The organism is Nocardia sp. NPDC101769, from assembly GCF_044766925.1.
Classification (GTDB): Bacteria; Actinomycetota; Actinomycetes; order Mycobacteriales; family Mycobacteriaceae; genus Nocardia.
In genome coordinates this window covers 120,594-142,632 of sequence record NZ_JBIWMX010000012.1, presented here as the reverse complement: position 1 = coordinate 142,632, position 22,039 = coordinate 120,594, and the positions used below count along the sequence as shown (strand labels likewise).

Annotated in this window: 22 protein-coding genes; 10 read left to right on the top strand and 12 right to left on the bottom strand. The window is 68.7% G+C overall.

The window, feature by feature from the left end; genetic code table 11:
* Positions 1 to 100: 100 nt before the first annotated feature.
* Together ACIRRA_RS20520 and ACIRRA_RS20515 are read left to right on the top strand one after the other, a co-directional pair.
* Positions 101 to 751: a GntR family transcriptional regulator gene (locus ACIRRA_RS20520; protein WP_402770186.1), complete on the top strand. Its 651-nt coding sequence runs from the start codon at positions 101 to 103 to the stop codon at positions 749 to 751.
* Positions 751 to 1,977, top strand: a complete 1,227-nt coding sequence (locus ACIRRA_RS20515; RefSeq protein WP_402770183.1) for an MFS transporter — start codon at positions 751 to 753, stop codon at positions 1,975 to 1,977. Before ACIRRA_RS20520 ends, ACIRRA_RS20515 begins: the two co-directional genes overlap by 1 nt.
* 74 nt (positions 1,978 to 2,051) lie before the next feature.
* Here the strand turns inward: ACIRRA_RS20515 and ACIRRA_RS20510 are convergent, their stop codons facing one another.
* Both ACIRRA_RS20510 and ACIRRA_RS20505 read right to left on the bottom strand, forming a co-directional pair.
* Entirely contained in the window at positions 2,052 to 3,212 is a 1,161-nt protein-coding gene (locus tag ACIRRA_RS20510) for an acyl-CoA dehydrogenase family protein (RefSeq protein WP_357001471.1), read from the bottom strand.
* A 5-nt stretch (positions 3,213 to 3,217) separates the two neighbouring features.
* Entirely contained in the window at positions 3,218 to 4,048 is an 831-nt protein-coding gene (locus ACIRRA_RS20505) for a CoA transferase (protein ID WP_402770379.1), read from the bottom strand.
* 134 nt (positions 4,049 to 4,182) lie between these two features.
* Here ACIRRA_RS20505 and ACIRRA_RS20500 point away from each other — a divergent pair, with 134 nt between their 5' ends.
* Positions 4,183 to 4,767 (top strand): TetR/AcrR family transcriptional regulator, encoded by a 585-nt coding sequence (locus ACIRRA_RS20500; protein ID WP_402770179.1) that lies wholly within the window; start codon positions 4,183 to 4,185, stop codon positions 4,765 to 4,767.
* Between the two features lie 191 nt (positions 4,768 to 4,958).
* Here ACIRRA_RS20500 and ACIRRA_RS20495 read toward each other — a convergent pair whose 3' ends face one another.
* Positions 4,959 to 5,282 carry a rhodanese-like domain-containing protein gene (locus ACIRRA_RS20495; RefSeq protein WP_402770176.1) on the bottom strand — a complete coding sequence of 108 codons (324 nt, stop codon included), beginning with the start codon at positions 5,280 to 5,282 and terminating at the stop codon, positions 4,959 to 4,961.
* Positions 5,283 to 5,364: 82 nt separating this feature from the next.
* Between ACIRRA_RS20495 and ACIRRA_RS20490 the strand changes: the two genes are divergently transcribed.
* Both ACIRRA_RS20490 and ACIRRA_RS20485 read left to right on the top strand, forming a co-directional pair.
* Positions 5,365 to 5,838, top strand: coding sequence for a MarR family transcriptional regulator (locus tag ACIRRA_RS20490; protein ID WP_364621920.1), 474 nt, complete (start codon positions 5,365 to 5,367; stop codon positions 5,836 to 5,838).
* The gene (locus ACIRRA_RS20485; protein ID WP_402770172.1) at positions 5,838 to 6,830 is read left to right on the top strand and encodes an LLM class F420-dependent oxidoreductase; all 993 of its coding nucleotides are present in this window, start codon (positions 5,838 to 5,840) and stop codon (positions 6,828 to 6,830) included. Before ACIRRA_RS20490 ends, ACIRRA_RS20485 begins: the two co-directional genes overlap by 1 nt.
* Before the next feature lie 162 nt (positions 6,831 to 6,992).
* Here ACIRRA_RS20485 and ACIRRA_RS20480 read toward each other — a convergent pair whose 3' ends face one another.
* Positions 6,993 to 8,309, bottom strand: a complete 1,317-nt coding sequence (locus ACIRRA_RS20480) for a family 1 glycosylhydrolase (RefSeq protein ID WP_402770169.1) — start codon at positions 8,307 to 8,309, stop codon at positions 6,993 to 6,995.
* A gap of 67 nt (positions 8,310 to 8,376) precedes the next feature.
* Between ACIRRA_RS20480 and ACIRRA_RS20475 the strand changes: the two genes are divergently transcribed.
* Positions 8,377 to 8,958: a TetR/AcrR family transcriptional regulator gene (locus tag ACIRRA_RS20475; RefSeq protein WP_379387798.1), complete on the top strand. Its 582-nt coding sequence runs from the start codon at positions 8,377 to 8,379 to the stop codon at positions 8,956 to 8,958.
* 100 nt (positions 8,959 to 9,058) lie between these two features.
* On the opposite strand, the gene ACIRRA_RS20470 is transcribed toward ACIRRA_RS20475, so the two are convergent.
* Together ACIRRA_RS20470 and ACIRRA_RS20465 are read right to left on the bottom strand one after the other, a co-directional pair.
* The gene (locus tag ACIRRA_RS20470; RefSeq protein WP_402770166.1) at positions 9,059 to 11,548 is read right to left on the bottom strand and encodes an aminotransferase class I/II-fold pyridoxal phosphate-dependent enzyme; all 2,490 of its coding nucleotides are present in this window, start codon (positions 11,546 to 11,548) and stop codon (positions 9,059 to 9,061) included.
* Positions 11,545 to 12,564: a helix-turn-helix domain-containing protein gene (locus tag ACIRRA_RS20465; protein ID WP_402770163.1), complete on the bottom strand. Its 1,020-nt coding sequence runs from the start codon at positions 12,562 to 12,564 to the stop codon at positions 11,545 to 11,547. Before ACIRRA_RS20465 ends, ACIRRA_RS20470 begins: the two co-directional genes overlap by 4 nt.
* Before the next feature lie 343 nt (positions 12,565 to 12,907).
* Here ACIRRA_RS20465 and ACIRRA_RS20460 point away from each other — a divergent pair, with 343 nt between their 5' ends.
* Entirely contained in the window at positions 12,908 to 13,285 is a 378-nt protein-coding gene (locus ACIRRA_RS20460; protein ID WP_402770160.1) for a hypothetical protein, read from the top strand.
* Here ACIRRA_RS20460 and ACIRRA_RS20455 read toward each other — a convergent pair whose 3' ends face one another.
* The gene (locus ACIRRA_RS20455; RefSeq protein WP_402770158.1) at positions 13,286 to 13,690 is read right to left on the bottom strand and encodes a hypothetical protein; all 405 of its coding nucleotides are present in this window, start codon (positions 13,688 to 13,690) and stop codon (positions 13,286 to 13,288) included.
* Between the two features lie 144 nt (positions 13,691 to 13,834).
* On the opposite strand from ACIRRA_RS20455, the gene ACIRRA_RS20450 reads away from it, so the two are divergent.
* Positions 13,835 to 13,963, top strand: a complete 129-nt coding sequence (locus ACIRRA_RS20450) for a hypothetical protein (RefSeq protein ID WP_402770155.1) — start codon at positions 13,835 to 13,837, stop codon at positions 13,961 to 13,963.
* Here ACIRRA_RS20450 and ACIRRA_RS20445 read toward each other — a convergent pair whose 3' ends face one another.
* Positions 13,964 to 15,241 carry an ROK family protein gene (locus ACIRRA_RS20445; RefSeq protein WP_402770152.1) on the bottom strand — a complete coding sequence of 426 codons (1,278 nt, stop codon included), beginning with the start codon at positions 15,239 to 15,241 and terminating at the stop codon, positions 13,964 to 13,966.
* A gap of 67 nt (positions 15,242 to 15,308) precedes the next feature.
* On the opposite strand from ACIRRA_RS20445, the gene ACIRRA_RS20440 reads away from it, so the two are divergent.
* Positions 15,309 to 16,868, top strand: a complete 1,560-nt coding sequence (locus ACIRRA_RS20440; RefSeq protein WP_402770149.1) for a carboxylesterase/lipase family protein — start codon at positions 15,309 to 15,311, stop codon at positions 16,866 to 16,868.
* A gap of 64 nt (positions 16,869 to 16,932) precedes the next feature.
* Positions 16,933 to 17,631 (top strand): hypothetical protein, encoded by a 699-nt coding sequence (locus ACIRRA_RS20435; RefSeq protein ID WP_402770146.1) that lies wholly within the window; start codon positions 16,933 to 16,935, stop codon positions 17,629 to 17,631.
* Positions 17,632 to 17,639: 8 nt separating this feature from the next.
* Here the strand turns inward: ACIRRA_RS20435 and ACIRRA_RS20430 are convergent, their stop codons facing one another.
* From ACIRRA_RS20430 to ACIRRA_RS20415, 4 genes are all read right to left on the bottom strand, one after another.
* Complete coding sequence (locus ACIRRA_RS20430; protein ID WP_402770143.1) at positions 17,640 to 18,692, bottom strand: aminotransferase class V-fold PLP-dependent enzyme; 1,053 nt, start codon at positions 18,690 to 18,692, stop codon at positions 17,640 to 17,642.
* A 90-nt stretch (positions 18,693 to 18,782) separates the two neighbouring features.
* The gene (locus ACIRRA_RS20425; protein WP_402770140.1) at positions 18,783 to 20,285 is read right to left on the bottom strand and encodes a flavin-containing monooxygenase; all 1,503 of its coding nucleotides are present in this window, start codon (positions 20,283 to 20,285) and stop codon (positions 18,783 to 18,785) included.
* A gap of 132 nt (positions 20,286 to 20,417) precedes the next feature.
* Complete coding sequence (locus ACIRRA_RS20420; protein ID WP_402770137.1) at positions 20,418 to 20,654, bottom strand: hypothetical protein; 237 nt, start codon at positions 20,652 to 20,654, stop codon at positions 20,418 to 20,420.
* Positions 20,655 to 20,682: 28 nt separating this feature from the next.
* Positions 20,683 to 22,035: a hypothetical protein gene (locus tag ACIRRA_RS20415; protein WP_402770135.1), complete on the bottom strand. Its 1,353-nt coding sequence runs from the start codon at positions 22,033 to 22,035 to the stop codon at positions 20,683 to 20,685.
* Positions 22,036 to 22,039: the final 4 nt, after the last annotated feature.

Here is a 22,039-nt window from a genome sequence, read left to right as displayed (position 1 = left end):
ACAACGTGAATCATTATGGGTGAGAGGGTTGTGGCGCAACTCTTTCAACCCCGGGTGAATCCCGCCACATTCGGGCAAATCATCCCATGTCACATCTAGTATGCAAGTCGTGTCCAAGACCTTCTCCGCCGCCGAGCGGGCCTACCGCGAAATCAAGGAACGCATCCTGAGCGGCGACCTGCCGGGCGGGGAGCTGGTCAGCGAGAACGAGATGGCCGGGGAGCTGGGCACCTCCCGCACCCCGGTCCGCGAGGCCTTCCTCCGGCTCGAGACCGAGGGCTGGATGCGGCTCTACCCCAAGCGCGGCGCGCTGGTGGTACCGGTGCCCTCGCACGAGGCCGAGCATGTGATCCATGCCCGCTACATCGTGGAAACCGGCGCGGTCGACGCGCTCACCCGCATCGCCCGCGCGGGGCTGATCCCCCGGCTGCGCGAGTCCCTGGACCGCCAGCGCGAACTCGCCGACGCGGGCAACCTCGACGAATTCGCCATCGTGGACGCCGATTTCCATCGCGAGTACGTGGTGGCCGCCGACAACCCGCTGCTCATCGGCTTCTACGACTCGCTGCGCGAGCGCCAGCGCCGGATGAACAGCGTTGCGCTGCACCGGGGCGAGACCCATCCGCACCGGATCATCGAGCAGCACACCAAGCTCGCCGACCTGATCGAAGCCGCCGACGCCGCCGGTTTCGCCGAAGCACTCGCCGAGCACCTCACCGACGTGCACGGCGTGACCCTGAGAGGACTGTGATGGCGACGCTGACAGCCGTCGGCACCCGCACCACCGGTATCGGCACCCACCCCAGGGCATGGCTCGGCGTGGCCACGGCGATCTTCGCGATCGCCTGGGGCGGCAATGAATTCACGCCGCTGCTGGTCATGTACAAGCGGGACGGGCTGCCCGTCACCACCGTGGATCTGCTGCTGTTCGAATACGTGCTGGGCATCGTCCCCGCGCTGCTCATCGGCGGCCCGCTCTCCGACCGCTACGGCCGCCGCCCGCTCATGCGGCCCGCGCCCTTCATCGCGGCCACCGGCTCGACCCTGCTGGCCTTCGGATCCGCTTCCGTCCCCATGCTTTCCGCCGGGCGCGTGCTGTGCGGCATCGCGCTGGGCCTGGCCATGGCGGTGGGCAGCAGCTGGCTCAAGGAGCTCTCACAGCCGCCGTTCACCGCCGAGACCGCCTCGGGCACCGGGGCGCGACGCTCGGCCATGAGCCTCACCGGCGGCTTCGGCGTGGGCGCGGGCGTGGCCGGGGTGCTGGCCCAGTGGGCGCCGTGGCCGGACACCCTCGCCTACCTGATCAATGCGACGCTGTGCGTGCTGGCGGCGGCACTGCTGTTCCGCGCCCCGGAAACCACTGCCCCGCAGGCGAATCCGGGCCCGCTGCTGGACGACCTGAAGGTCCCCGCCGCCGCGCACCACCGCTTCCGCACCGTGGCGCTGCCGGTCTGCCTGTGGCTGTTCACCTCATCGGCGGCGGCCTACGCCATCATGCCGACGCTCATGATGCCCAAGGTGCACGGCGCGCCCATCGCCTTCTCGGCCTTCATCACCGTCATCACGCTGGGCTGCGGGTTCGGCATCCAGTCCGTCGCCCGCCGCATCGACCGGCCGGGCTCGCTGCGCCTGCCCGTCCTGGCACTGAGCCTGGTGATCATCGGAATGGTCCTGGCCGCAGCGGCTTCCGCCACCCTCACCATGTGGCTGACGGTGCTGACCGCCATCGCATTGGGCATGGGTTTCGGCAGCGGCCTGGTCGCGGGCCTGCTCGAGATCGAGCGCATGGCCCGGCCCGACGACCTCGCGGGACTGACCGCGGTGTTCTACGCGGTGAGCTATCTCGGCTTCGGCGTCCCGGCCGTCATGGCGGTATGCCATGACGGCATCGGCATCGGCTACCCGGCCATGTTCGATGTCCTCGCGGCCGGGTGCGCGATCTGCCTGGGCATCGTGAGCCGCGCCCGCGCAGCCTGACCGGGGAGTACAGACTCCGGAAACAGTGGCGGCGACCCGAATTCGGGCCGCCGCCACTGCCGTCCAGCTCCGCCTCACAGCGAGCGGGAGATGATCTCCTTCATGATCTCGCTGGTGCCGCCGTAGATGCGGTTCACGCGAGAACCCGTGTACATGTTCGCGATCGGGTATTCCATCATGTAGCCGTAGCCGCCGAACAGCTGCAGGCACTTGTCGACCACCTTGTCGGCGGTCTCGGCGGCGAACAGCTTGGCCATGGACGCGGTCGACGGATCGTTCTTGCCGTCGATGTACTGCTGAATCGCGTAGTCCACCAGCGTCTTGATGGCCAGCGCCTCGGTCTTGACCTCGGCCAGGGTGAAGGCATTGTGCTGGAACTTGCCGATCGGGCGGCCGAACGCCTCACGCTCCTTGGAGTAGCGCAGCGCCTCCAGCACCGCCGCCTCGGCCAATGCCGAGCACAGGCTGGCGATGATCAGGCGCTCGCGGGCCAGCTGCTCCATCAGCTGGTAGAAGCCCAGACCCTCCTGCGCGCCGAGGAGATTGGCGACCGGGACGCGCATATCGGAGAAGAAGAGTTCGCGGGTGTCCTGGGCGTGCTGGCCCATCTTCTCCAGCACCCGGCCGCGCTCGAAGCCCGGCAGATCCTTGGTCTCGGCCACGATGAGCGAGACGCCGGCCGCGCCCTGGGACGGGTCGGTCTTGGCCACGATCACCAGCAGATCGCAGTGGGTGCCGTTGGAGATGAACGTCTTCGAGCCGTTGATGACGTAGTGGTCGCCCTCGCGGATGGCGGTGGTGCGCACCGACTGCAGGTCCGAACCGGTGCCCGGCTCGGTCATGGCGATGGCCAGCACCAGCTCACCGCTGATGATGCCCGGCAGCCACTTCTGGCGCTGCTCCTCGTTGCCGTAGTGGTAGACGTAGTGCGACACGATCGGCGAGTGCACCGAGAAGCCGAAGCCATTGTCGTGCGCGTAGACCAGCTCCTCCTGGACCACGGCCTGCAGACCGAAATCGCCGCCCGCGCCGCCGAATTCCTCGGGCAGGTCCAGCCCGAGCAGACCGGCGTCACCGGCCTTGTTCCAGAACTCGCGATCGACCATGTGCTGCTTGGTCCAGCGCTCACGGTTGGGCGCGGACTCCTTGCGGAAGAACTCCGCCGCGTGCTTGCGCAGCTCGCGGTGCTGGTCCGTCTCCCAGGTGGGGCGGTAGTCGGGGAACAGTACGGACATCGGTGTCACTCTCCGTTGTTGCGTCGGATGCCGTTGAGCGGCAGGTCGTCCCGAGCGGCGATGGCTTCGAGCTCGGCAATGGTCTTGTCGGCGAACGCCTTCCGGAAGGCCTCGTGAGTGCCGTCGGTCCCGAAGGCCGCCAGCGCGCCCAGGTAGAAGTGCGGCTCCACCGCCCCCAGCGCGATGTGGCCGTCGGCGCACTCGTAGACGCCATAGCCGGGGAAGGCTCCACCCAGCACCGCCCCGTCCCCCGTGAGCCGATACCGCACCGCGTCGCCCGCGCGGGCCGCGGCCTCCTCGAGCGCCACCCGATACGGCTGTCCTGCGCCGGTTCCCGCCCGGCGTACCAGGGCGGCCAGCGCGGTGGACACCGCGCGTTCCGCGCCGAGCATGTCGGCCACCGGGACGGTCGGCATGTGCGGCGGGGTCAGAGTGCCGTGCACGGCTTGGTAATTCAGGTCGTGACCCGGCACCTCGGGTTCCTCGGCGTGGCCGATGATCTCGATCAGCGAGAGCTGCGGGAACCGTTCCTGCGGCTGCGCCAGCCCGAGCCGGGCCAGCGCCGAGGGCCGCATGGACGTGATGAGCAGATCGGCGGTGGCCAGCAGCTCGTCGAGCTCGGCGCGGTCGGCCGCCTGCTTCACGTCGAGGGTGACGACCTGCTGCCTCGCCACCAGCGTCTCGTACCACTGCGGCGCGGCGGCCGCGAGCGGATCGCCGGTGGGCGGCTCGACCTTGATGACGCTCGCGCCCAGTTCGGCCAGCCGTGCGGCGGCCAGCGGCCCGGGCAGATTCACCGCCAGTGAGACGACCTCGATCCCGGTCAGGGGCCGCATCGTTGGTTCCTCCATACAGCGAACGATACAATTGTATTGTAAGTGGGTCAATGGTAACGCCAGCTCAGCGCCTGACCGGGAACCGCTACCACTCGACGTAAAATCGGCGGACGCAATCGACGAGTTGAGGGGCGATGCTGAATCCACGAGCCACCAATGACGACCTGACCGCCAAGGCCCGTATCCGCAATGCCGCCATGGACCTGTTCGCCCAGTACGGCGACTCCCGGGTCTCGCTGCGCGCGGTGGCCGCCGAGGCCGGCGTCACCCTCGGGCTCGTCCAGCACCATTTCAAGACCAAGGACGGCCTGCGCGACGCCGTCGACAAGCTGGTCGTCGACTACTTCGCCCAGACCGTCGCCTCGATTCCTCCCACCGGCACGCACGCCGAGGTCGCGTCGGCCCGCGACGAAGCGGTCCGCCAGATGCTGCACGACAACCCGGCCGTCGTGAACTACATCCGCCGCTCGCTGCTGGAACCCTCCGAAACCCGTATCCATCTCCTGGACGCGGTCGTCGACCTGACCCGCAGCGAGGTCACCGGCTTGCGGGAGGCCGGCCTGGCCTCCACCGACAAGCCCGAGTCCGCCCAGATAGTTGCGGTCCTGCTCCGCCAATTCGGCGAACTCCTGCTGGCCCCCATGCTCGACGCCGTCTGGGAACGCGTCTCCCCCGACAACCCCACCCGCCCGCGCCTGTCGATCACCGTCAAGGACTGAGCACGCCACAGCGCGGAGCACCGCCACCAATCCCGTACGCGATCCCGTACGGAATCGCAAGAATGAACGCGCTCGCGCCGGGTCGACCCCGCCCGCCGAGATCGAATCAACCGCGGCGCCATCGCGCGTCCGAGAAGAATCGGCCGTCCGCCGCCACGAAGCGGAGGACGACCGATTCACGGCGTGCGCGATCAGCTTTCGACGAGCAGGCCCGCCTCGGTCCAATCCTGAATGCCGTCGCGGTACTTGCGGACATTGGTGTAGCCCAACCGCTCCAGCTTGGTGGCCACGTTCTGACTGTTGGGGCAGGCGGCGTTGGAGCAGTAGGTGACGATGGCCGCGTCGCGATCCGGAAGCAGGTGCGGCGCACGGCTTTCCACCTCGGCCTCGACCAGCGCGAGCGCGCCCGGGAGGTGGGCCTTGGCGTAGTACTCGCCGCCGAGGGCATCGAGCACTATGACCGAACCGGCCTCGATCTCCTGCACGAGTTCGTCGCGTGTGATGAGTGCGGTCATGGGGAGTTCCTTTCCCGAAAACTATGTGCGTGTGCACGCTACTACTTACGTGTGCGCGCACGCAACTGGTTATGATGGGCCGGTGTCCGCCTCCCGATCCCATCCGGCCGTCCACGCCTGGGCCGCCCTGCTGCAAGTCCACGCGAAACTCGTGCCCGAACTCGACGCCGCCCTGCGCCGCGCCACCGGACTGCCGCTGAGCTGGTACGACGTACTGCTGGAACTCGATGGGCCGCACCGGCTCCGAATGAGCGACCTGGGCGAGCGGGTGGTGCTGAGCCGGACCCGGGTGAGCCGGCTGGTGACCGAGATGGAGTCGCACGGTTTGGTTCGGCGTGAATCCAATCCGGACGACGGCCGCTCGGCGTTCGTGAGCATTACCGATGCGGGCCGCCGCCGCTTCCGTGAGGCCGCGCCGCACTATCTGACCGGCATCGAGCAGCGCTTCGGGGGCAGACTGGATCCGGCCGAACTCGAAACCGTGGCAACGGCATTGCGCAAGGTGCTCGGCCCGGCCGAGGTGACCACACCGGATTCGAACAGAGGAGATATCTAGTGCGTTTCGGCATCTTCATCCCTCAGGGCTGGCGGCTCGACCTGGTCGGCATCGATCCCGCCGCACAGTGGGGAGTGATGCGGGACCTGGCGCAGCGCGCGGATTCGGAGGACGTCTGGGAGTCGCTGTGGGTGTACGACCACTTCCACACCATGCCGGTCCCCACCGAGGAAGCCACCCACGAGGCGTGGTCGCTCATGTCCGCGCTGGCGGCCAGTACCACGCGCATCCGGCTGGGCCAGATGTGCACCGCCATGAGCTATCGGAACCCCGCCTACCTGGCCAAGGTCGCCGCCACCGTGGACCTCATCTCGGGCGGCCGGGTGGAAATGGGCATCGGCGGCGGCTGGTACGAGCACGAATGGCGCGCCTACGGTTACGGATTCCCCTCCGCCGGTGTGCGATTGGGCCGCCTGGACGAGGGCGTGCAGATCTTCAAGCAGGCGTGGACCACCGGCAAGGCCACTCTCGACGGCAAGTACTACCAGGTCGACGGCGCCATCGTGCGCCCGCTTCCCCTGCAGGAGGGCGGAATTCCGATCTGGATCGCGGGCGGCGGCGAGAAGGTGACGCTGCGCATCGCGGCGAAGTATGCGCAGTACACCAATTTCGCGGGCGATCCGGAGACCTTCACCCAGAAGTCGGACCTGCTGCGCGCCCACTGTGCCGCGGTCGGAACGGAATTCGACGCCATCACCCGGAGCTCCAACTTCAATACCCTGGTCGGCGCGACCCAGGCCGAGGTGCAGGACCGCCTGTCCCAGCTGGAGGCCCGCCTCATCCCCTTCGTCGGAGCCGAGGGCGCGGCTCAGCACGTCAAGGATCTGTTCCGTGACTCCCCCGCCGTCGGCACCCCCGAGCAGATCGTCGAACGGCTCTCGCGCGTCAAGGATCTCGGGCTGGGCTACTCCATCCACTACTTCCCCGAGACCGCGTACGACACCTCCGGTCTGGAGCTCTTCGAGCGCGAGGTCGTCCCCGCGCTGCGCTGAACCCGAAAACCGCCCGCTGACGCCGTTGTCCGGGGTCAGCGGGCGGCATGCGGTGCATCGCCGGATCGGACCGATGGGTCGACGCCCGATGCGCGGGTCGGGCCGGTCAGGGGCAGCACCTGACACGGTGTCGCACGGCCGATCCGGCGAGCCGCCGGGTGGTCAGCGGGGCAGCGTCACCGGATCGGTGCAGCTGGCGGGGGCGTCGACCAGCGAGCAGGTCTTGGGCTCGCGGGTCGGGCGGTAGTCGGCGGGGACGCCGCCCACGCGGGTGATCTCGGTGTAGGCCGGGACGGCGTCGGTGGGGCGGCGGGTGAGGGTGGGATCGGTCAGGACGTCCACCGTGTAGAGGCCGAATCGCGGTGTGTAGGAGCCCCATTCGTAGTTGTCGGTGAGGCTCCAGTAGTTGTAGCCGATCACGTTCATGCCGTCGGCCCTGGCGCGCTGCACCCAGTAGACGGTATCGCGCAGATCGTCGGCGCGGGTGTACCCGTCGGCGCGGGGATTGCCGTTCTCGGTGGGCATGCCGTTCTCCACGATGTAGAGCGGCTTGCCGGGGAAGGCGCGCGAATAGTATTCCAGCGCATAGTAGATGCCGTCGGCCTGCAGCGGGTTGTTCCACATGTCCAAGTTGATCGGAAGGCGCGCGGCGTCCGGGGAAAGCCCGTAGTAGTAGTCGATGCCGACGAAGTCGAGCTTGGCGGCGATCTTATCGATCAACGGTCCGTTCACCGCACCCTCGGCAGCCGGGATGTAGGCGACGTTGCTGGTGACCATCGCGCCCGGCTGCACCTGGTGGATGTAGTCGTAGATGGCGTTGTGCGCCTGTGCGATTCGATCCTGCATCACCGGCATGGCGGTGGCGGGTAGCGTGCCCATCCGGATCTCGTTGAGCATGTACATGGTCGGCTCGTTGAAGGTGACCCACAGCGGGTTGCCGGCCGCGTAGCGATCCACGATCCTGCGGGCGTTGGCCAACCAGTCCCCGACCATGTCCGCGTGGTTCCAGCCGCCCCTATCCACCTCCCATCCGGGGTACACCCAGTGGTCGATGGTCAGCATGGGCCGCATGCCGGCGGCCTCGATGGCTCCGATCACCTTGTCGTAGAAGCGAAGTCCGTCCTCGTCCCACACGCCGGGATGCGGCTGCACCCGCGCCCATTCGATGCCGATCCGGTACACCTTCACGCCCAGCTGCTTCGCCAGCTGGATGTCGGACTCGTACCGGTCGTAGAAGTCGATCGAATCCCGGTACGGGTCACCGGCCTTCCCGGACTCGGCGTACCGCGACCAATTGCTGTCCGGTGCATGTCCTTCGGATTGGAAGCCCGAGGCCGCCACGCCCCACAGGAAATCCGGTCCGAGCGGGGCGATCTGCTCGGGCGGCTCGGGCCGGGCGAAGGCCGGGGTGGCACTCGCGGTCAGGGCGGCGGAGGCGGCCAGGACGACGAGGGCGAGGTTGCGGCGGCGGAATCGCATGCCAAAAACCGTACAACGCTCGGTTTTGACTGACAAGAAACTCTCAGTGTCCGCTTAGACTCGACCGGTGGCGAAACGAGGACCCTACGGGAAAGGCATCGAACGGCGGGAGCAGATCCTGGAGGCCGCGCTGCACACCATTGCCGAGCGCGGATTCCTGGCGACCTCGGTGGCCGAGCTGGCCGAGGCGGTCGGCCTGAGCCAGAGCGGACTGCTGCACTACTTCGGCTCCAAGGAGGAGCTGTTCGTCGCGGTCCTGCGCAAACGCGACGAGATCGACGTGGCAGCCATGGGCGACCCCACGCCCGAGGCGCTCATCCAGCTCATTCGCCGTAATACCCAGGTGCCCGGCCTCATCGAGCTGTTCACCCACATGCAGGCCGCCGCCGCCGATCCGAACCACCCCGCCCACGAGTACATGCGCCTGCACTACGAACTCGGCACCGCCGGCTTTGCCGAGCTGATCCGCGGCATCCAGCGGGCGGGCGGCATCCCGGAGTCCGTCGACGCCGAGGTGATGGCCACCGCGTTCATGGCCCTCGCCGACGGCCTGCAATCGCGCTGGCTCATCGACCCGTCCATCGACATGGAGTTCTATCTCCGCCAGTGCTGGACCCGATTCACCGGCATGACGTTCACCGGCGACTAGCTGGTGGTGGACGAGAATGGATCGCTTCGACCGGCTCGAAGCCCTGCACCGGCGCGGCCGAGCCATCGGCATCGACGCACCGATCGCGACTCCGCCGCTGTCACAGTTCGCTCATCTCGATACCGGCGATTGCCGCACACGGTTCCGCGCCGCCCTCGAAAACGCTTGGGACGACATCCCTTCCATCCGACCCGGGGGCCGCGCTGTACCCCAGGATCGCGGTGGCCGCGGCCGCGCCGTACGCACGACTCGCGACATCCGGACGCACGGACGGGAAGTTCGAGCGATGTATCACCGTGACGTTGTCGGCCACCGTCACCATGCTGTCCACGCGGGTCACCACGCAGTTGCCACCCGATTTCGCCGTCAAGTCGACCACCACCGCACCGGTCGGCAACGCCGCCAGCCCCGACCGGTCCAGGAGCACCGGCGCGGGCGTCCCGCGCCGTCCGGCCGCACACACCACCAGATTCGGACGCACGGAACGGATGTAGTCCGCGACCCGGCCCGGATCGGGATCGAGGAGAAAGCGATTCGCACCACGGGCCGACGCGGCGGCGCGCTGCTCGGCTCGGCGACCGATAACGGCCGGCGACGCATCACCACAGTGAACCGCGGCGTCGATGGCCGCGAGCCCGGCCTGTCCACAGCCGATGATCAGCGCGCGCACCACACCATCCGGATCCTGCTCGCGCAGGCGCTCACGTCCCTCGCGGTAGGCCACCTCACCGGCGATCCGGCTCATGGCGGTCAGCGGATCGAGATGAGCCGCTTCGAGATCCGGTGGCATGTGCTCGAAGCCCACCGACTCCACCCCGTATTGGCTCAGCCGGTGAATGGATCGACGGCGTTTCACCGGATCCTGGAATCCGAGTAGTAGTTGCCCGGTCCGGGTCGGCATCGTATCCAGGTCGTAGGCAGGCGGTTTCACCCAGGCGACCAGGTCGGCGACGGCGAAGACGCATTCGGGTCCCGGTACCACCGAGGCGCCGGCGGCCCGATAGTCGGCGTCGTCGAACCGGGCCCACCGCCCGGCATCCTGCTCCACCACCACCTTCAGCCCGCTGCGGACCAGCGCCGTCACATCATCCGGTGTGGAGGCGACACGCAATTCGTGGGCGGCGGTTTCGCGCAGCACGCCGACGGTGGAGACACGCGGAGACCGGGCGGGAATCCGTCGTTCCAGCAGGGCGCCGGAATACGTCATGCCGGCGTCGATCCGCTGGAGCAGCCGCTCGATGCGGTCGAACAACTCGACGACCAGGTCCGGACCCACCTCGCCGGTGGCGCGCCGGGGCGTTGTCACGTTGAGCCGCACGCCCATTCGATGCGATCCGGTGCGGTCCAGCGCCACACAGTCGATACCGGCCGCCATCAGCAGCAGGTCCTCCAGGTCCGCGCTGGATCGCACCGCCGCCGCCGACATCACCCCGGCATCGAATTCGATCGTGAGGAACATGCCGTCCCGGCTGCCCAGGGGCCGCAGCAATTCAGTGCCGAATCCGGCATTGATCCCGGCCACCAGCCGCCGCGCGGAATCCATCCGCTCCCGCAGCAGCACGCGGTTCCGGATCAGGTAGCCGTCCGAGGTGCCCTCGATCGTGGCACGGGCCAGATGTGTTGTCTCACGCTGGAACGCGACGCGCAGTCGCTCGCGCACCCGGGCCAGCCACTGCTGGTCTCCCGAACAGGCCGCACCCAGCTTGCACGGGCCGAAGGCGTTGAACGCCTTGGAATTACCGGTGATGCTGAGTACCCGGTCATACAACCGGACCGGACCGTCGGCCGTCGGGACGACGATCGACGCGATCGGTATGTGCCCCTCCACGAGCAGGTCGAACGACATATCGCAGATCACCGGCACATCGGCGGCGACGAGTACCCGGCCGATCTCGACCAACTGCTCGACGGTGTAGTCGGCGACCACGGGGTTGCCGGGCAGAGTCAGCAGGACCCCGCACAGGTCTCCCTGAGCCGCATGATGTTTCAGGGTTCGCGCCAGCGAGACCGGGTCGATCCGGAAGTCGCGGTCGGCGGTCACATCGCTGGTCGCCATCCGCATGCCGAACTTGGCGATGTGCCCGGCCACGCTCTTGTAGTAGCCCTCCGGGCAGACCAGGACGCCACCGGGCCGAGCCAGCGTGGCGATCGCCTCCTCCAGCAGGACGGTGCTCGAGTAGGGGCTGACGATCACCTCGCCGGGATCGATATCGACTCCCGGCATTCCGTCGATCGGTTGCGATATCCGTGCGAACAGCCGCTCGGCAGCCAACCGGCGCAGGACCGCCGGCTGCTTCTTGGCGTAGGGCGACCCGTCCCGGCCGTCGGTGAGATTTCCGCCGCCCGCCGCGCCATGACCGGCCATCACCTCGGCCCATGCGGAATTCAGGGCCGCCGTGGCGTTCCGGTCCATGGGGAGCCCGGTTTCACCGTGATACGCGTCGATGATCCCGCGATAGATCCGGCCGTTCGTCCCGGCGAACCGGCTCTCGCTGTCGAGGTAGTTCCGCGCGAGACGCTTGCGCTGGTCGGAACGGTCCGCCACGTCGACGGGGTCCAGCGGCGGCGGCACCGCGAACCCTCGGCTCATCTGGGCGCGCCTTCAGAGCCGGGCTGCCCGTCGTTCCAGGCCTGACGCAGGGCCGCTCGGAAACGGTCGCGGCAGTCCTCCTGGTCCAGGTGCTCGAACCGAATCAGTCCCGTACTCTCCACGAGATCGTTGACGACGAGCGCCATTCCGTCCGCCCTGAGATCACGGAGGTGCTTGAACTTGCGGTGGGCGGTCTGGACGTCGTGCCACAGTGACGAGAACCGGCTGGAGTCACGCTCGCGGCGGCGGAAGTCGTAGTCGCCGGCCAGTACGTAACTGTCGTCGACGATGAGCATGCCCTGCGCGTTGGGAGCGAACTCCCTTTTCACCAGTGTGGTTTCCACCTTCGCCTTGACCTGCTGCCAGAGCTTGTCCTCGTAGGGCGTCACGTTCACGACGTCGTCCAGCACATAGACGCGCTGCACCGACACACCGGATCTGGCCTTGGCGAGGATTGCCCGGTGATACTCGACGCCGACGTCGCCGCCGATCGCGCCCAGTTCGGCGGTGTGGATCGCGCAGATCCGCTGCTGCGCGCGATCCAGCACGGTGAGCCAGTCGAGGACCGTATTCCATTCCGGCACAACGACACTGCCCGAGGGAATCTGAACCAGTACCTCCTCGGCCCGGACCAGCTGGCGCTCGGCGATCTCCCGGAGCGGCACGAGTTGCTCGCCCGTGTCGTCGAGGTTGGACAGACTCTGGGCGAGCGCGAGGACACGGGCGGCCAGGTCGGGCTTCTCGGTCGAGAGGATCTCGAAGCGGATGCGCAGGTCGCTGATGACACGCTCGGCCTCGGTCTCGTCGTCCAGGCCGGGCAGGCGTTCACCCAGGGCCGCACTCAGCTTTTCGCGCTGGGGGCGGGGTGGAACGCGTCTGCCGTTCTCGATCTGTTGAATCAGACTGCGCGAGCAGCCGACCCGATCGGCCAGCGCCTCCTGGGTGAGATTGCGTTGCCGGCGGAGTCGCTTGACTGCCGCGCCGATCTGCTCGCCGTCCGAGGCCGAGCCAGACATGCTCGTCTCCCATCATGATCCGGATTGCTCAGACGTGTCATGCGAAGCCCATCCTAAGCACGATGTGTCATCTTCGCCATCACAGACCTGGCACGAGTCTTCCGATTCTTTTGCCGGTCAGGCCAAAACGGGCGAAACGGCCATGACGAATATCAGCTGGGCCTCAGATCTGTGATTCGAATGCGGCAGCGATCAGCGCCACAGCACCCAAACCGCTTGATATCTACGATATCTGAGATACTTGTATGCCTATTCGCTTATCTATAAGCATTCTTCGCTTTCCATGTATCAGCCTTGAGCAATTCTTACGACTATGTGCCATCGAAGCACTCCAGTATCGTTGGTGCTACAACCACTCTTCGAGGAGGTGCCCGACCTCATGGCCCTCGAATTCACACCCTGGACCGTCCGCAGCGACAAGACGCCCGAGATGGCCGTTCGCACAACCCTTTCCACCAGCAGCTGGGTGCTCACCTGGCTCCCGGATCGATTGCTCACCCAGGAGGCCGCCTGCCACGGCCTGGTGCTCGACGAGATCCTGAGCGATCCGAATCCGGACGATCCCGAGCAGGCGCTCGCGGTGGCCGAGCTGCTGGCCGCCGAGCTCGACCTCACCCTGCGCGAAGTCGTTGTGCTGCTGTGGGTTCGGTCCGCACAGCGAGACCTGCGCACCGAATCCACACCGGCGCCGCCGCACTCGTCGGCCCATGTCCACAGCTGATCAGCGAATCCGCTGACCGGCACCACCTTTCGAGATCCCGGGGAGGAGATCTCCATGACCACCGATTCCACCATCCGATGTTCGCGCTGCGGCTCGACCTATGCGCACGATGCCCGCGCCTGCCGGGGCTGCGCGCAGGCCGCTCGGGCGGATCGCGGCGGTGCCGCTGCCGACGGCCGGGTATCGGAGGTCCAGTGTGATCGGCACGATCACCTCGTCGCCGCGACCGATGGAAATGCCTGCGCTGCAGCCACTGTGGTTCGCGGGCACGGCGGTCGCGCTGGTCGGCGAGGGAATGCTCCCGCTTTCGCGGGCGGCGATGGCGGTGACGGCGGGAGGGGTGCCGTCACCGCCCTGCTCGTTCACCTGGCGGCCCGACCCCGGATCGGGCCGCTGGCCCGGCACCGCGCGCCGGTACCTCGGGGTGCGGGTCGGTATCACCGATGATGCGGGGCCCACTGGGCTCTGCACTTCCTGCCGCTGTTCGGCACCGACCTGCGCCTGGGCGATCCCGCGTTCGCCGACGGCCACGAGAACCGGTTCGGCGAGTTGCGGGCGGTCACCGTCACCAATATCCGCACCGGCAACCGGCATTTCAGCCGCTGGGCGACCAGCTCGATCGCCGCCGCGACCAGCGTGGTACCGGCCGGGCTGATGCTCGGGACCGCCCCCGCCTGATCAGGAACCCGCCCGGGCCGCGGCCGGTAGCGGCGGCACCACGGCGGGGTCGGAAAGGACTGCGCGGCGGGCGAAGCCGAGGGCGCCGGTGAGGATGCCGTTCTCGCCGAGGGCCGCCGGGGTGACCCGCAGGGCCAGGGCGGGCGCGAGGGCCCGGCGGCCGGCCAGGCGGGACTCGATGACCGGGATCAGCCAGCGGAACCACTCGCTCAGCAGGCCGCCAAGCACCACTTCGTCGGCATCGAGCAGTGCGGTGATGGACAGGATCGCGGTACTGAGGGCCCCGGCGGCCGTGTCGAGGGCGGCCTCCGCGCGCGCGTCGCCCCGGCTCAGCAGGGCCAGCAGCTCGGCCTGGGCGGGCTGCGAACCCTTGCGACGCAACAGTTCCCCGAGTCCGGCCGCCTCGAACACCGCCTCCGGGCCCGCGAAGCAGACCAGGCAGCCGCGGGCGCCGCAGACACAGGCGGGGCCGTCCATGGCGACCGGAATGTGCCCGGGTTCGCCGGCGATGCCGTGGCTGCCGGTGTGGATGCGGCCATCGAGGACGACGCCGCCGCCGATCCCGGTGCCGGCCTCGATCAGGACCAGGCCGCGCGAATCATGCTGCAGAGCATGGAATTCGGCCAGTGCGGCGGCGTTCGCGTCATTGACCACGTCGATCGCGACGGCGGGCGCGGGCAGCCGGGCCGCCACCAGGGCGCGCAGGCGTACCGGTTCCAGCCAGCCGAAATCCGGTGCGACCACAACGGTTTGCGCCGCGTCGTCGCGCACCGGCCCGGCCATGGCGATCACGATCCGGGCGAGCACCGGCGCGGGGTGCGGGCCCGAATCCGTTTCAGCGACGGCGTATCCGGGTAAGGACGAACCGATGCGGGCGATGACGCCGGCGACGGCGTCCGCCATGGCCTCCGGTGTGCCGGGGGCCAGGTCGTGCGGCACGACTTCGCGGTGGACGACACCGCCCGCGAGATCGGAGACGGCGACACGGAGCTGTTCGGAGGTGATCTGGATCGCGGCAACAGCGGCGCGGCGCGGTTCGAGGCGGAGGGGCCGGCCGGGGCGGCCGCGGGTGCCGGAGCGCAGGACGTCGTCCTCGCGGAGCAGGCCACGGTCGGCGAGATCGGCGACGAGGGCGGTGACGGAACCGTGGGCAAGTCCGGTGGCGGCGGCCACCTCGGTGCGGGGGCAGGGACCGTGGTCGGCGAGGTGACGCAGGACCAGGCCCAGATTGCGGCGGCGGATGGCGGCGGCATCGGTGGGCGGGGGTGCGGGATCCACGGGGTCGAGACTAAGGTGTCGGTTAATTATTTCAAGTGTTGACGTAAATGGTGGATCAGAGGTTGGCATGACCGCGGAACACATCGGACGACGGACCCTTCTGCTCGGGGCAGGGGTACTGGCCCTGACCGCGGCCTGCTCGAGCGGGCAATCCGGATCGGACCGGGCGCGCGCGGCCGACACCGTCACCACCACCTCGGGGCCCGTCCGCGGCGAGCGCCGCGAAACCGGCGTCGCCTTCCTCGGCATCCCCTTCGCCCAGCCGCCGATCGGTGATCTGCGCTTCGCCGCGCCCAAGAGCCCGGTCCCCTGGGTGGAGACCCGCGACTGCACCAAGTACGGACCCACCGCGCAGATCAAACAGCTGTCGGAGGTGACCGCCATCCCGGAGCCCTCCATCCCGGGCGACGGCATCCTCACCGTGAACGTCTTCACCCCGAACCCGGACCGGACCGCGAAACTGCCGGTGCTGGTGTGGATTCACGGCGGCGGCTTCGTGGCGGGCAGCCCCGCCAGCCCGTGGTACGACGGCGCGGCCTTCAATCGCGACGGCGTGGTGCTGGTGTCGGCCGGCTATCGGCTCGGCATCGAGGGCTTCCTGCATCTGGACGACGCCCCCGACAATCGCGGGGTCCTGGACTGGATCGCCGCGCTCACCTGGGTCCGCGACAATATCGACGCGTTCGGCGGCGACCCGGCCCGGGTGACCATCGCGGGCCAGTCGGCCGGCGGCGGCGCGGTGTGGGCGCTGATGAACACCCCGTCCGCGAAAGGACTTTTCCGCGCGGGCATTTCGGAGTCCGGCGCGGTCACGCAACCCAATGATCGCGCCACCGCGCTGGCCATGTCCGAGCTGTTCACCAAGCGCACCGGTGTGCCCGCCACCGCCGCCGCGCTGCGCGACGTCAGCAAGATGCGGTTGCAGGACATGGAGGACGCGCTGCGTGCTCCCGGTCCGGACAGCACCGCCGCCGCCCTGCTCGGCCTCGCCCCCTGGGCGGACGGCACGCTGATCCCTGCGACCAGCGCCGAGGTCCTGAAATCCGGTGCGGACCAGGATATTCCGCTCATGATCGGCTTCACAGCGCAGGAGTTCAACGGCGCCTCGCTCGGCGGCGAACAGCCGCCGGTCACCGGTGCCACGCTGCCGGCGGCCCTGGGCACGCTGGGTTTCGGCGCCGCCACCACCGCCGCGTTCGGCCTCGCCTACCCGGGGCTGAACGCGAATCAGCTTGCGGGACAGGCGCAGAGCGACGCGGTCATCCGCATGCCGTCCTACCGGGTGGCGGAGATGCGGGCGGGGCGCAACCAGCCGACCTGGCTCTACGAATTCACCTGGGCCTCGAATGCGCCCAAGTACCGTGGCATGTCGTTCCACTGCCTCGACGTGCCGTTCGCCTTCGACCTGCTGGGAGCGCAGGGCGTGACCGCGGTGGCGGGCGACAATCCGCCGCAGTCGCTGGCCGATGCCGTGCACCGGGCGTGGGTGTCCTTCGTCAGCAACGCGGACCCGGGTGGCGGCTGGCCCCGCTACACTCTCGACCGGCGCGAGACCATGATCTGGTCCGATGCACCGCACGTCCAGTCCGATCCATTCGCCGCACAGCGTCCGATCTGGCTGCGCTGACACCGGAGGGCTACCTGTAGCCGGAGCCGGAAGCCGTACGCGTCGAGTCGGATGGGTGGTAGGCATGCAGGTGAACCGCTGGATCGCACCGGTCGCGGTGGCCGTGACCCTGGGACTGTCCGCCGCACCCGCCGCCCACGGCGATCCCGGTGACACGCAGGCCGCGCTCGGCGGCGGCTCCGGTCTGGTCCTGGGCCGCGCCACCAAATGCAGCCTGACCACCATCGGCTACGACGCCGCCGGCCGACTGGTCGGCTTCACCGCCGGCCACTGCGCCGAGGCGGGGACCTCGGTGCGCGGCGAACAGTTCCCCGATGCCGGAGTGGTCGGCGTGGTCCGCGACGCCGACGAGCAACTCGACTATGCCGTCATCGAATTCGATCCGTCCGCGGTCACCCCGCTGCGCACGCTCAACGGCAGCACCATCACCGCCGTCGCCCCCGCACCACCGGCCCTGAGCATCGTCTGCCAGAACGGCCGCACCAGCGGCCACGCCTGCGGCGTCGTCTTGGCCTCCAGCCCCGTGGGCTTCCTCGAACAGGCCTGCTCCAGCTACGGCGACTCCGGCGCTCCCGTCACCAGCGGCGACCAACTAGTCGGCATGGTCTCGGCACCCTTGATCAGCGACACCCGCGTCATCCACTTCAGCTGCACCAACGCCGACAACCCGGTCCACACCCCCGTCATCGCCGTAGCCTTCGACACCATCCGCGCCGCCGTCGACGCCGGCAAGGGCATCGGCAGCGGCTTCCAGCCGATCTGACCTCCGGCCTACCCGGCGAGCACGTCGAGCGCCCGGTCGATGTCCGCCTCGGTGTTGTAGAGGTGGCAGGCCAGCCGCAGTCGCCCGGCCCGCAGGGCGCCGACGATGCGCGCCTCGCGCACCCGCTCCAGGGTCTGCTCCGGCACCTCGATCGACACGATCGCCGAATTGCCCTCGGGCAGGCCGAGTCCCTTGCGCAGCCGATCCGCCAGCGCCACATCGTGCCGGTGAATGGCGTCGATCCCGACCCGTTCGATCAGCTCCAGGCTCCGCCGCTGCCCGATCCACGCGGGCCACACCGGCCCGACATCGAAGCGGCGCGCGTCCTCCGCCAGCCGCAACGGTCCGTCGTAGACGGTCTCCCAGGGGTTGTACCCGGCGTACCAGCCGGCGGCGACCGGGATCAGATCATCCAGTGCCGCAGGCGTTCCCGCGAGGAACGCGGTGCCCTTCGGACCGAGCAGCCACTTGTAGCCGACACTCACGATCCAATCGGCCCCGGTATCGCGCACCGGCAGCCAGCCGGCGGCCTGGCTCACGTCGAAGAGCACCCGCGTGCCGTGGGCACGGGCGGCGGCCACGGTCGCCGCAACATCCAGCACCGCGCCGTCGGCGGACTGCACCAGGGCGGCGGCCACCACATCGTCGCCCGGCCGGATCGCGTCCGGCAGGTCCGCCAGCGGTACGACCCGCACGTTCAAGTCGGTTCGGACCAGGAAAGGCCAGAGCACCGAATTGAATTCGTGCTCGGGCACCAGCACGTTCGCGCCCGGCCGGAGGCTCTGCGCCACCAGCCCGACCAGTTGCGAGACCTGCGCACCCGCCGCCACCTGGGCCGCCTCGAACCCGGTGAGCCGTCCGAACGCGGCCCGGCACGCGTCGACGTGCGCGTCCACGCCCGGGATGTCGAACTCGCCGTGCATGCGCTGTTCCTCGGCCGCGATCACCTCTGCCACAACCGATTTCGGTAGCAGGCCGTAACTGGCCGCATTCAGGTAGGTCGTCGTGGGCGCGAACTCCTCGCGCACCATGGCCGGGAACGAAGGCGGAGTAGTGGTCATTCCACCATCCTGCGATCCCGGCCGGCGGTGCCGAAAGGGCCGGCCGCCGGAAAACTGGCCTGATCGTGAATGCGGCGGCCCGGGAAAGAGTCAGGCGGAACGGGATTCGGCGGGGGCCGGGGTGGATTGGCGGGCGGTGCGGCGGAAGCGTAGGACGCCGTCCTCCAGTGGGGCCTTGCGGAGCATGGCGCGGTCGCGGAAGTAGTTGTTGATGACCTGCCATGGGCCGCGGGTGCCCTGGCGGGGCATGACGCCGTCGCCGCGCTGGATGTAGCCCGAGGTCAGCGCACCGCCCATGAGGGACGCCTCGGAGCGGTCGCCCTCCTCGGGGATGGCGACGACCTCGGTGAATCCGTTGTCGCGCATGTGGTTCAGCAGGCGGCAGAAGTACTCGGCGGCCAGATCGGCCTTGAGCGTCCAGGAGGCATTGGTGTAGCCGAGGATCACCATCATGTTCGGGACGGTGCCGAGCAGCGCGCCCTTGTAGGCCACCAGATCCCGGGTGGCGAGCGCTTCGCCGTCCACCTCCAGCTCCGCGCCGCCGAGCATCTGCACGGTGAGACCCGTTGCGCTGACGATGATGTCGGCCGCGAGCTCCTCGCCCGAGGACAGGCGGATGCCCTTCTCGGTGAAGGTCTCGATGGTGTCGGTGACGATGGACGCCTCACCCTTGCGCAGCACCCGGAACAGGTCGCCGTTGGGCACCACGCACAGGCGCTGGTCCCACGGGTTGTAGCTCGGGGTGAAGTGCTTCATGTCGATGTCCGGCCCGACCTGCGCGCGCACCGCGGCCAGCATGAGCTTGGCCGACAGCTTGGGGTTGGTGCGCGAGAGCTGGTAGCTGGCCCGCTGCAGCGCGATATTGCGCGCCCGGCCCGCCCTGTAGGCAATGGCGGCAGGCACTCTCGCAAACTTGAAGCCGACCGCGACCGGGTCGTCGGCGGGCAGCGCGGCGATGTAGGTGGGCGAGCGCTGCAGCATGGTGACGTGCGCGGCGTCATTGCTCATGGCCGGGATGAGGGTGATGGCGGTCGCGCCGCTGCCGATCACGACCACGCGCTTGCCGCGGTAGTCGAGGTCCTCGGGCCAGTGCTGCGGGTGCACGATCTGCCCGCCGAAGTTCTCCTCGCCGGGAAACTGCGGCCGGTAACCGTTGTCGTAGTCGTAGTAGCCGGTGCAGCCGATCAGGAAGTTGCCGGTGTAGGTCTCGGTCTTGCCGGTGCGCTCGTCGAGCACCTCGACGGTCCACACCCCCTGGTCGCCGGACCAGGCGGTCTTGGTGACCTTGCGACCGAAGCGAATGTGGTCGGTGACGCCGTATTCGGCGGCGGTGTCCTCGATGTACTGGCGGATGTGCGGACCGTCGGCGAGCACCTTGGTGCCGTGCCAGGGCCGGAAGCCGTAGCCGAAGGTGTACATGTCCGAGTCGGAGCGGATGCCGGGGTACTTGAACAGGTCCCAGGTGCCGCCGATGGCGGTCCGGCGCTCCAGGATCAGGTAGCTGCGCCCGGTCTGCTCGCGGGTCAGATGGCAGGCCATGCCGATTCCGGACAGACCGGCCCCGATGATCAGTACGTCGACATGCCGCGTCATTGAGGTTCTCGCTTCTGGTCGCGTCCGGACACCGGCGTCCGGACGCACCGAGTATTACATGTTATTTACGGTAACGTCTACTGTCAGGCGGCGGGTGGGGACCAAGGTCCCGTTCCGCGCCCGTCGCCCCGATCAGGCCGCGCGGACCTGACCCGGGCGATCCGGTTCCGACCGGTAGCGGGTGGTCGCGCCGTCGGTGCCCAGCGCCTTCCACACCTGCTTGGACACCGGATTCATCAGCCCGATCTTCTTGGCCAGCGACAGCACGAACCTGTCTATCGGGTTCGCCTGCGGCACACGATGTTCCAGAAACCCACGGGCGAAAGAGATGTGCCGGGCCTCCCCGGCCGATGTGAATCGCCATGACACCGAGCACTTCTTGATATGTGCACAACACTTATGACCAGAAGTTCGGTGTGAGTCCCCAGGCTTCGAATTCGTCGATGACCTGATCCCGGAGCGCGGCGCGGGTCGGGAAGCGGTCCGGGTCAGCGCCGGTGATCGCGAGTGTGACGGTCTCGCCATCACTCGACCAGGACAGATTCAGCCCGACCTCGAGGCGGCGGAAGAGTTCGGTCTCGCCGGTGCAGACCACCGGGCGCATGAGGACCGAGCGGGCGCGGACATCTGCGATGGTGGCCACGCCCTGGCCGGTCTCGCCCAGATTGGTGCACAGGCATTCCGGAGCCTTTGCGGTGCGGGAGAAGTGGGCGAGCACGATTCTGGGCAGCATCATCTGGACCGGTTGCAGGTGCTGAAGGGCCGGCGTGGTGGCCGGATCGGCATAGGCGCGGGCGGCCTGTTTGATCGCCGCGCGCACGCCGCGCAGGTCGGTGCGCTCGCCCTTGCGGTAGGGCACGGCGGTCGGGAGGCCGGTGGTGGCATTGCCGCGCGGATCGTCGATACCGCGCAGGGAATGGGGAATGTCGACGCGGACCGCCGAGTCGTCGGCGATCCGGCCGCTGCGGCCCAGGATGCCGACCGCCATGCCGACCATGAGGCCGTTCGCGGTGCCGTCGTGTGCGGAAGCAACGGAATTCCATTCGGCCGCGTCGACTTCCACGACCAGGTCGGCGGCGGAGTACCGGTCCGGCAGCGGCAGCAGGGGTGCGGCCGGGCGCGGATTCCGCTCGGGCTCACGGACATTGCGGGACTTGACGGCGGCGCGGATGCCCCGGGCAGCCGCGCGCAGCTGGCCGAGCGCGTCGGCGAGGTGGGAGCGGAGCAGGCCGGTCGACGGAATCGAACCCACGAGGCGCCCCGAACTGGTGGCGATATCCGGCGTTGCCTGGGCGGCGAGCCGTTCGAGCGCGTCACCGACCGCATAGAGCACCGCGCCGCCGTCCGCGACCACGTGCGAGGTGACCAGGGACAGCAGGGTGCCGCCCGTGGTGGTGGGGGCGGCCGACAGCCGCCACACCCGCCCGGTGACCGGATCGAACTCGACGTGGCTCTGCTCGAAGAACCAATCCAGCACGCCTGTTTCGGGAACCTGATCCGCCTGCATCGCAAGCGGTTCCGCGGTGGTCGCGGACACCCACCAGGGCCGTGCGAAGGGCACCGAGGTGGTCATCACCCGCCGGGCCAGGAACCCGTGCGCGAGGTGAGCGTGAAACCGTTCCAGCACAGCCGGATCCAGCTCCTCGTCGAAGCGCCAGGCCAGCTGATTGACCAACGCGTTGCCGTAGAGGTCGTGCAGCTTGAGGAACAGGTCGTCGTCGGCGGTGAGCCGGTTCAGGATGTCGATCATCACG

Bases quoted from the DNA above. Each gene is read 5' to 3' on its own strand.
- ACIRRA_RS20520 (WP_402770186.1), top strand. From the start codon at position 101: ATGCAAGTCGTGTCCAAGACCTTCTCCGCCGCCGAGCGGGCCTACCGC.
- ACIRRA_RS20415 (WP_402770135.1), bottom strand. From the start codon at position 22,035: ATGATCGACATCCTGAACCGGCTCACCGCCGACGACGACCTGTTCCTC.
- ACIRRA_RS20435 (WP_402770146.1), top strand. From the start codon at position 16,933: ATGCAGGTGAACCGCTGGATCGCACCGGTCGCGGTGGCCGTGACCCTG.
- ACIRRA_RS20470 (WP_402770166.1), bottom strand. From the start codon at position 11,548: ATGAGCCGAGGGTTCGCGGTGCCGCCGCCGCTGGACCCCGTCGACGTG.
- ACIRRA_RS20495 (WP_402770176.1), bottom strand. From the start codon at position 5,282: ATGACCGCACTCATCACACGCGACGAACTCGTGCAGGAGATCGAGGCC.
- ACIRRA_RS20430 (WP_402770143.1), bottom strand. From the start codon at position 18,692: ATGACCACTACTCCGCCTTCGTTCCCGGCCATGGTGCGCGAGGAGTTC.
- ACIRRA_RS20510 (WP_357001471.1), bottom strand. From the start codon at position 3,212: ATGTCCGTACTGTTCCCCGACTACCGCCCCACCTGGGAGACGGACCAG.
- ACIRRA_RS20505 (WP_402770379.1), bottom strand. From the start codon at position 4,048: ATGCGGCCCCTGACCGGGATCGAGGTCGTCTCACTGGCGGTGAATCTG.
- ACIRRA_RS20515 (WP_402770183.1), top strand. From the start codon at position 751: ATGGCGACGCTGACAGCCGTCGGCACCCGCACCACCGGTATCGGCACC.
- ACIRRA_RS20465 (WP_402770163.1), bottom strand. From the start codon at position 12,564: ATGTCTGGCTCGGCCTCGGACGGCGAGCAGATCGGCGCGGCAGTCAAG.
- ACIRRA_RS20500 (WP_402770179.1), top strand. From the start codon at position 4,183: ATGCTGAATCCACGAGCCACCAATGACGACCTGACCGCCAAGGCCCGT.
- ACIRRA_RS20480 (WP_402770169.1), bottom strand. From the start codon at position 8,309: ATGCGATTCCGCCGCCGCAACCTCGCCCTCGTCGTCCTGGCCGCCTCC.
- ACIRRA_RS20425 (WP_402770140.1), bottom strand. From the start codon at position 20,285: ATGACGCGGCATGTCGACGTACTGATCATCGGGGCCGGTCTGTCCGGA.
- ACIRRA_RS20440 (WP_402770149.1), top strand. From the start codon at position 15,309: ATGACCGCGGAACACATCGGACGACGGACCCTTCTGCTCGGGGCAGGG.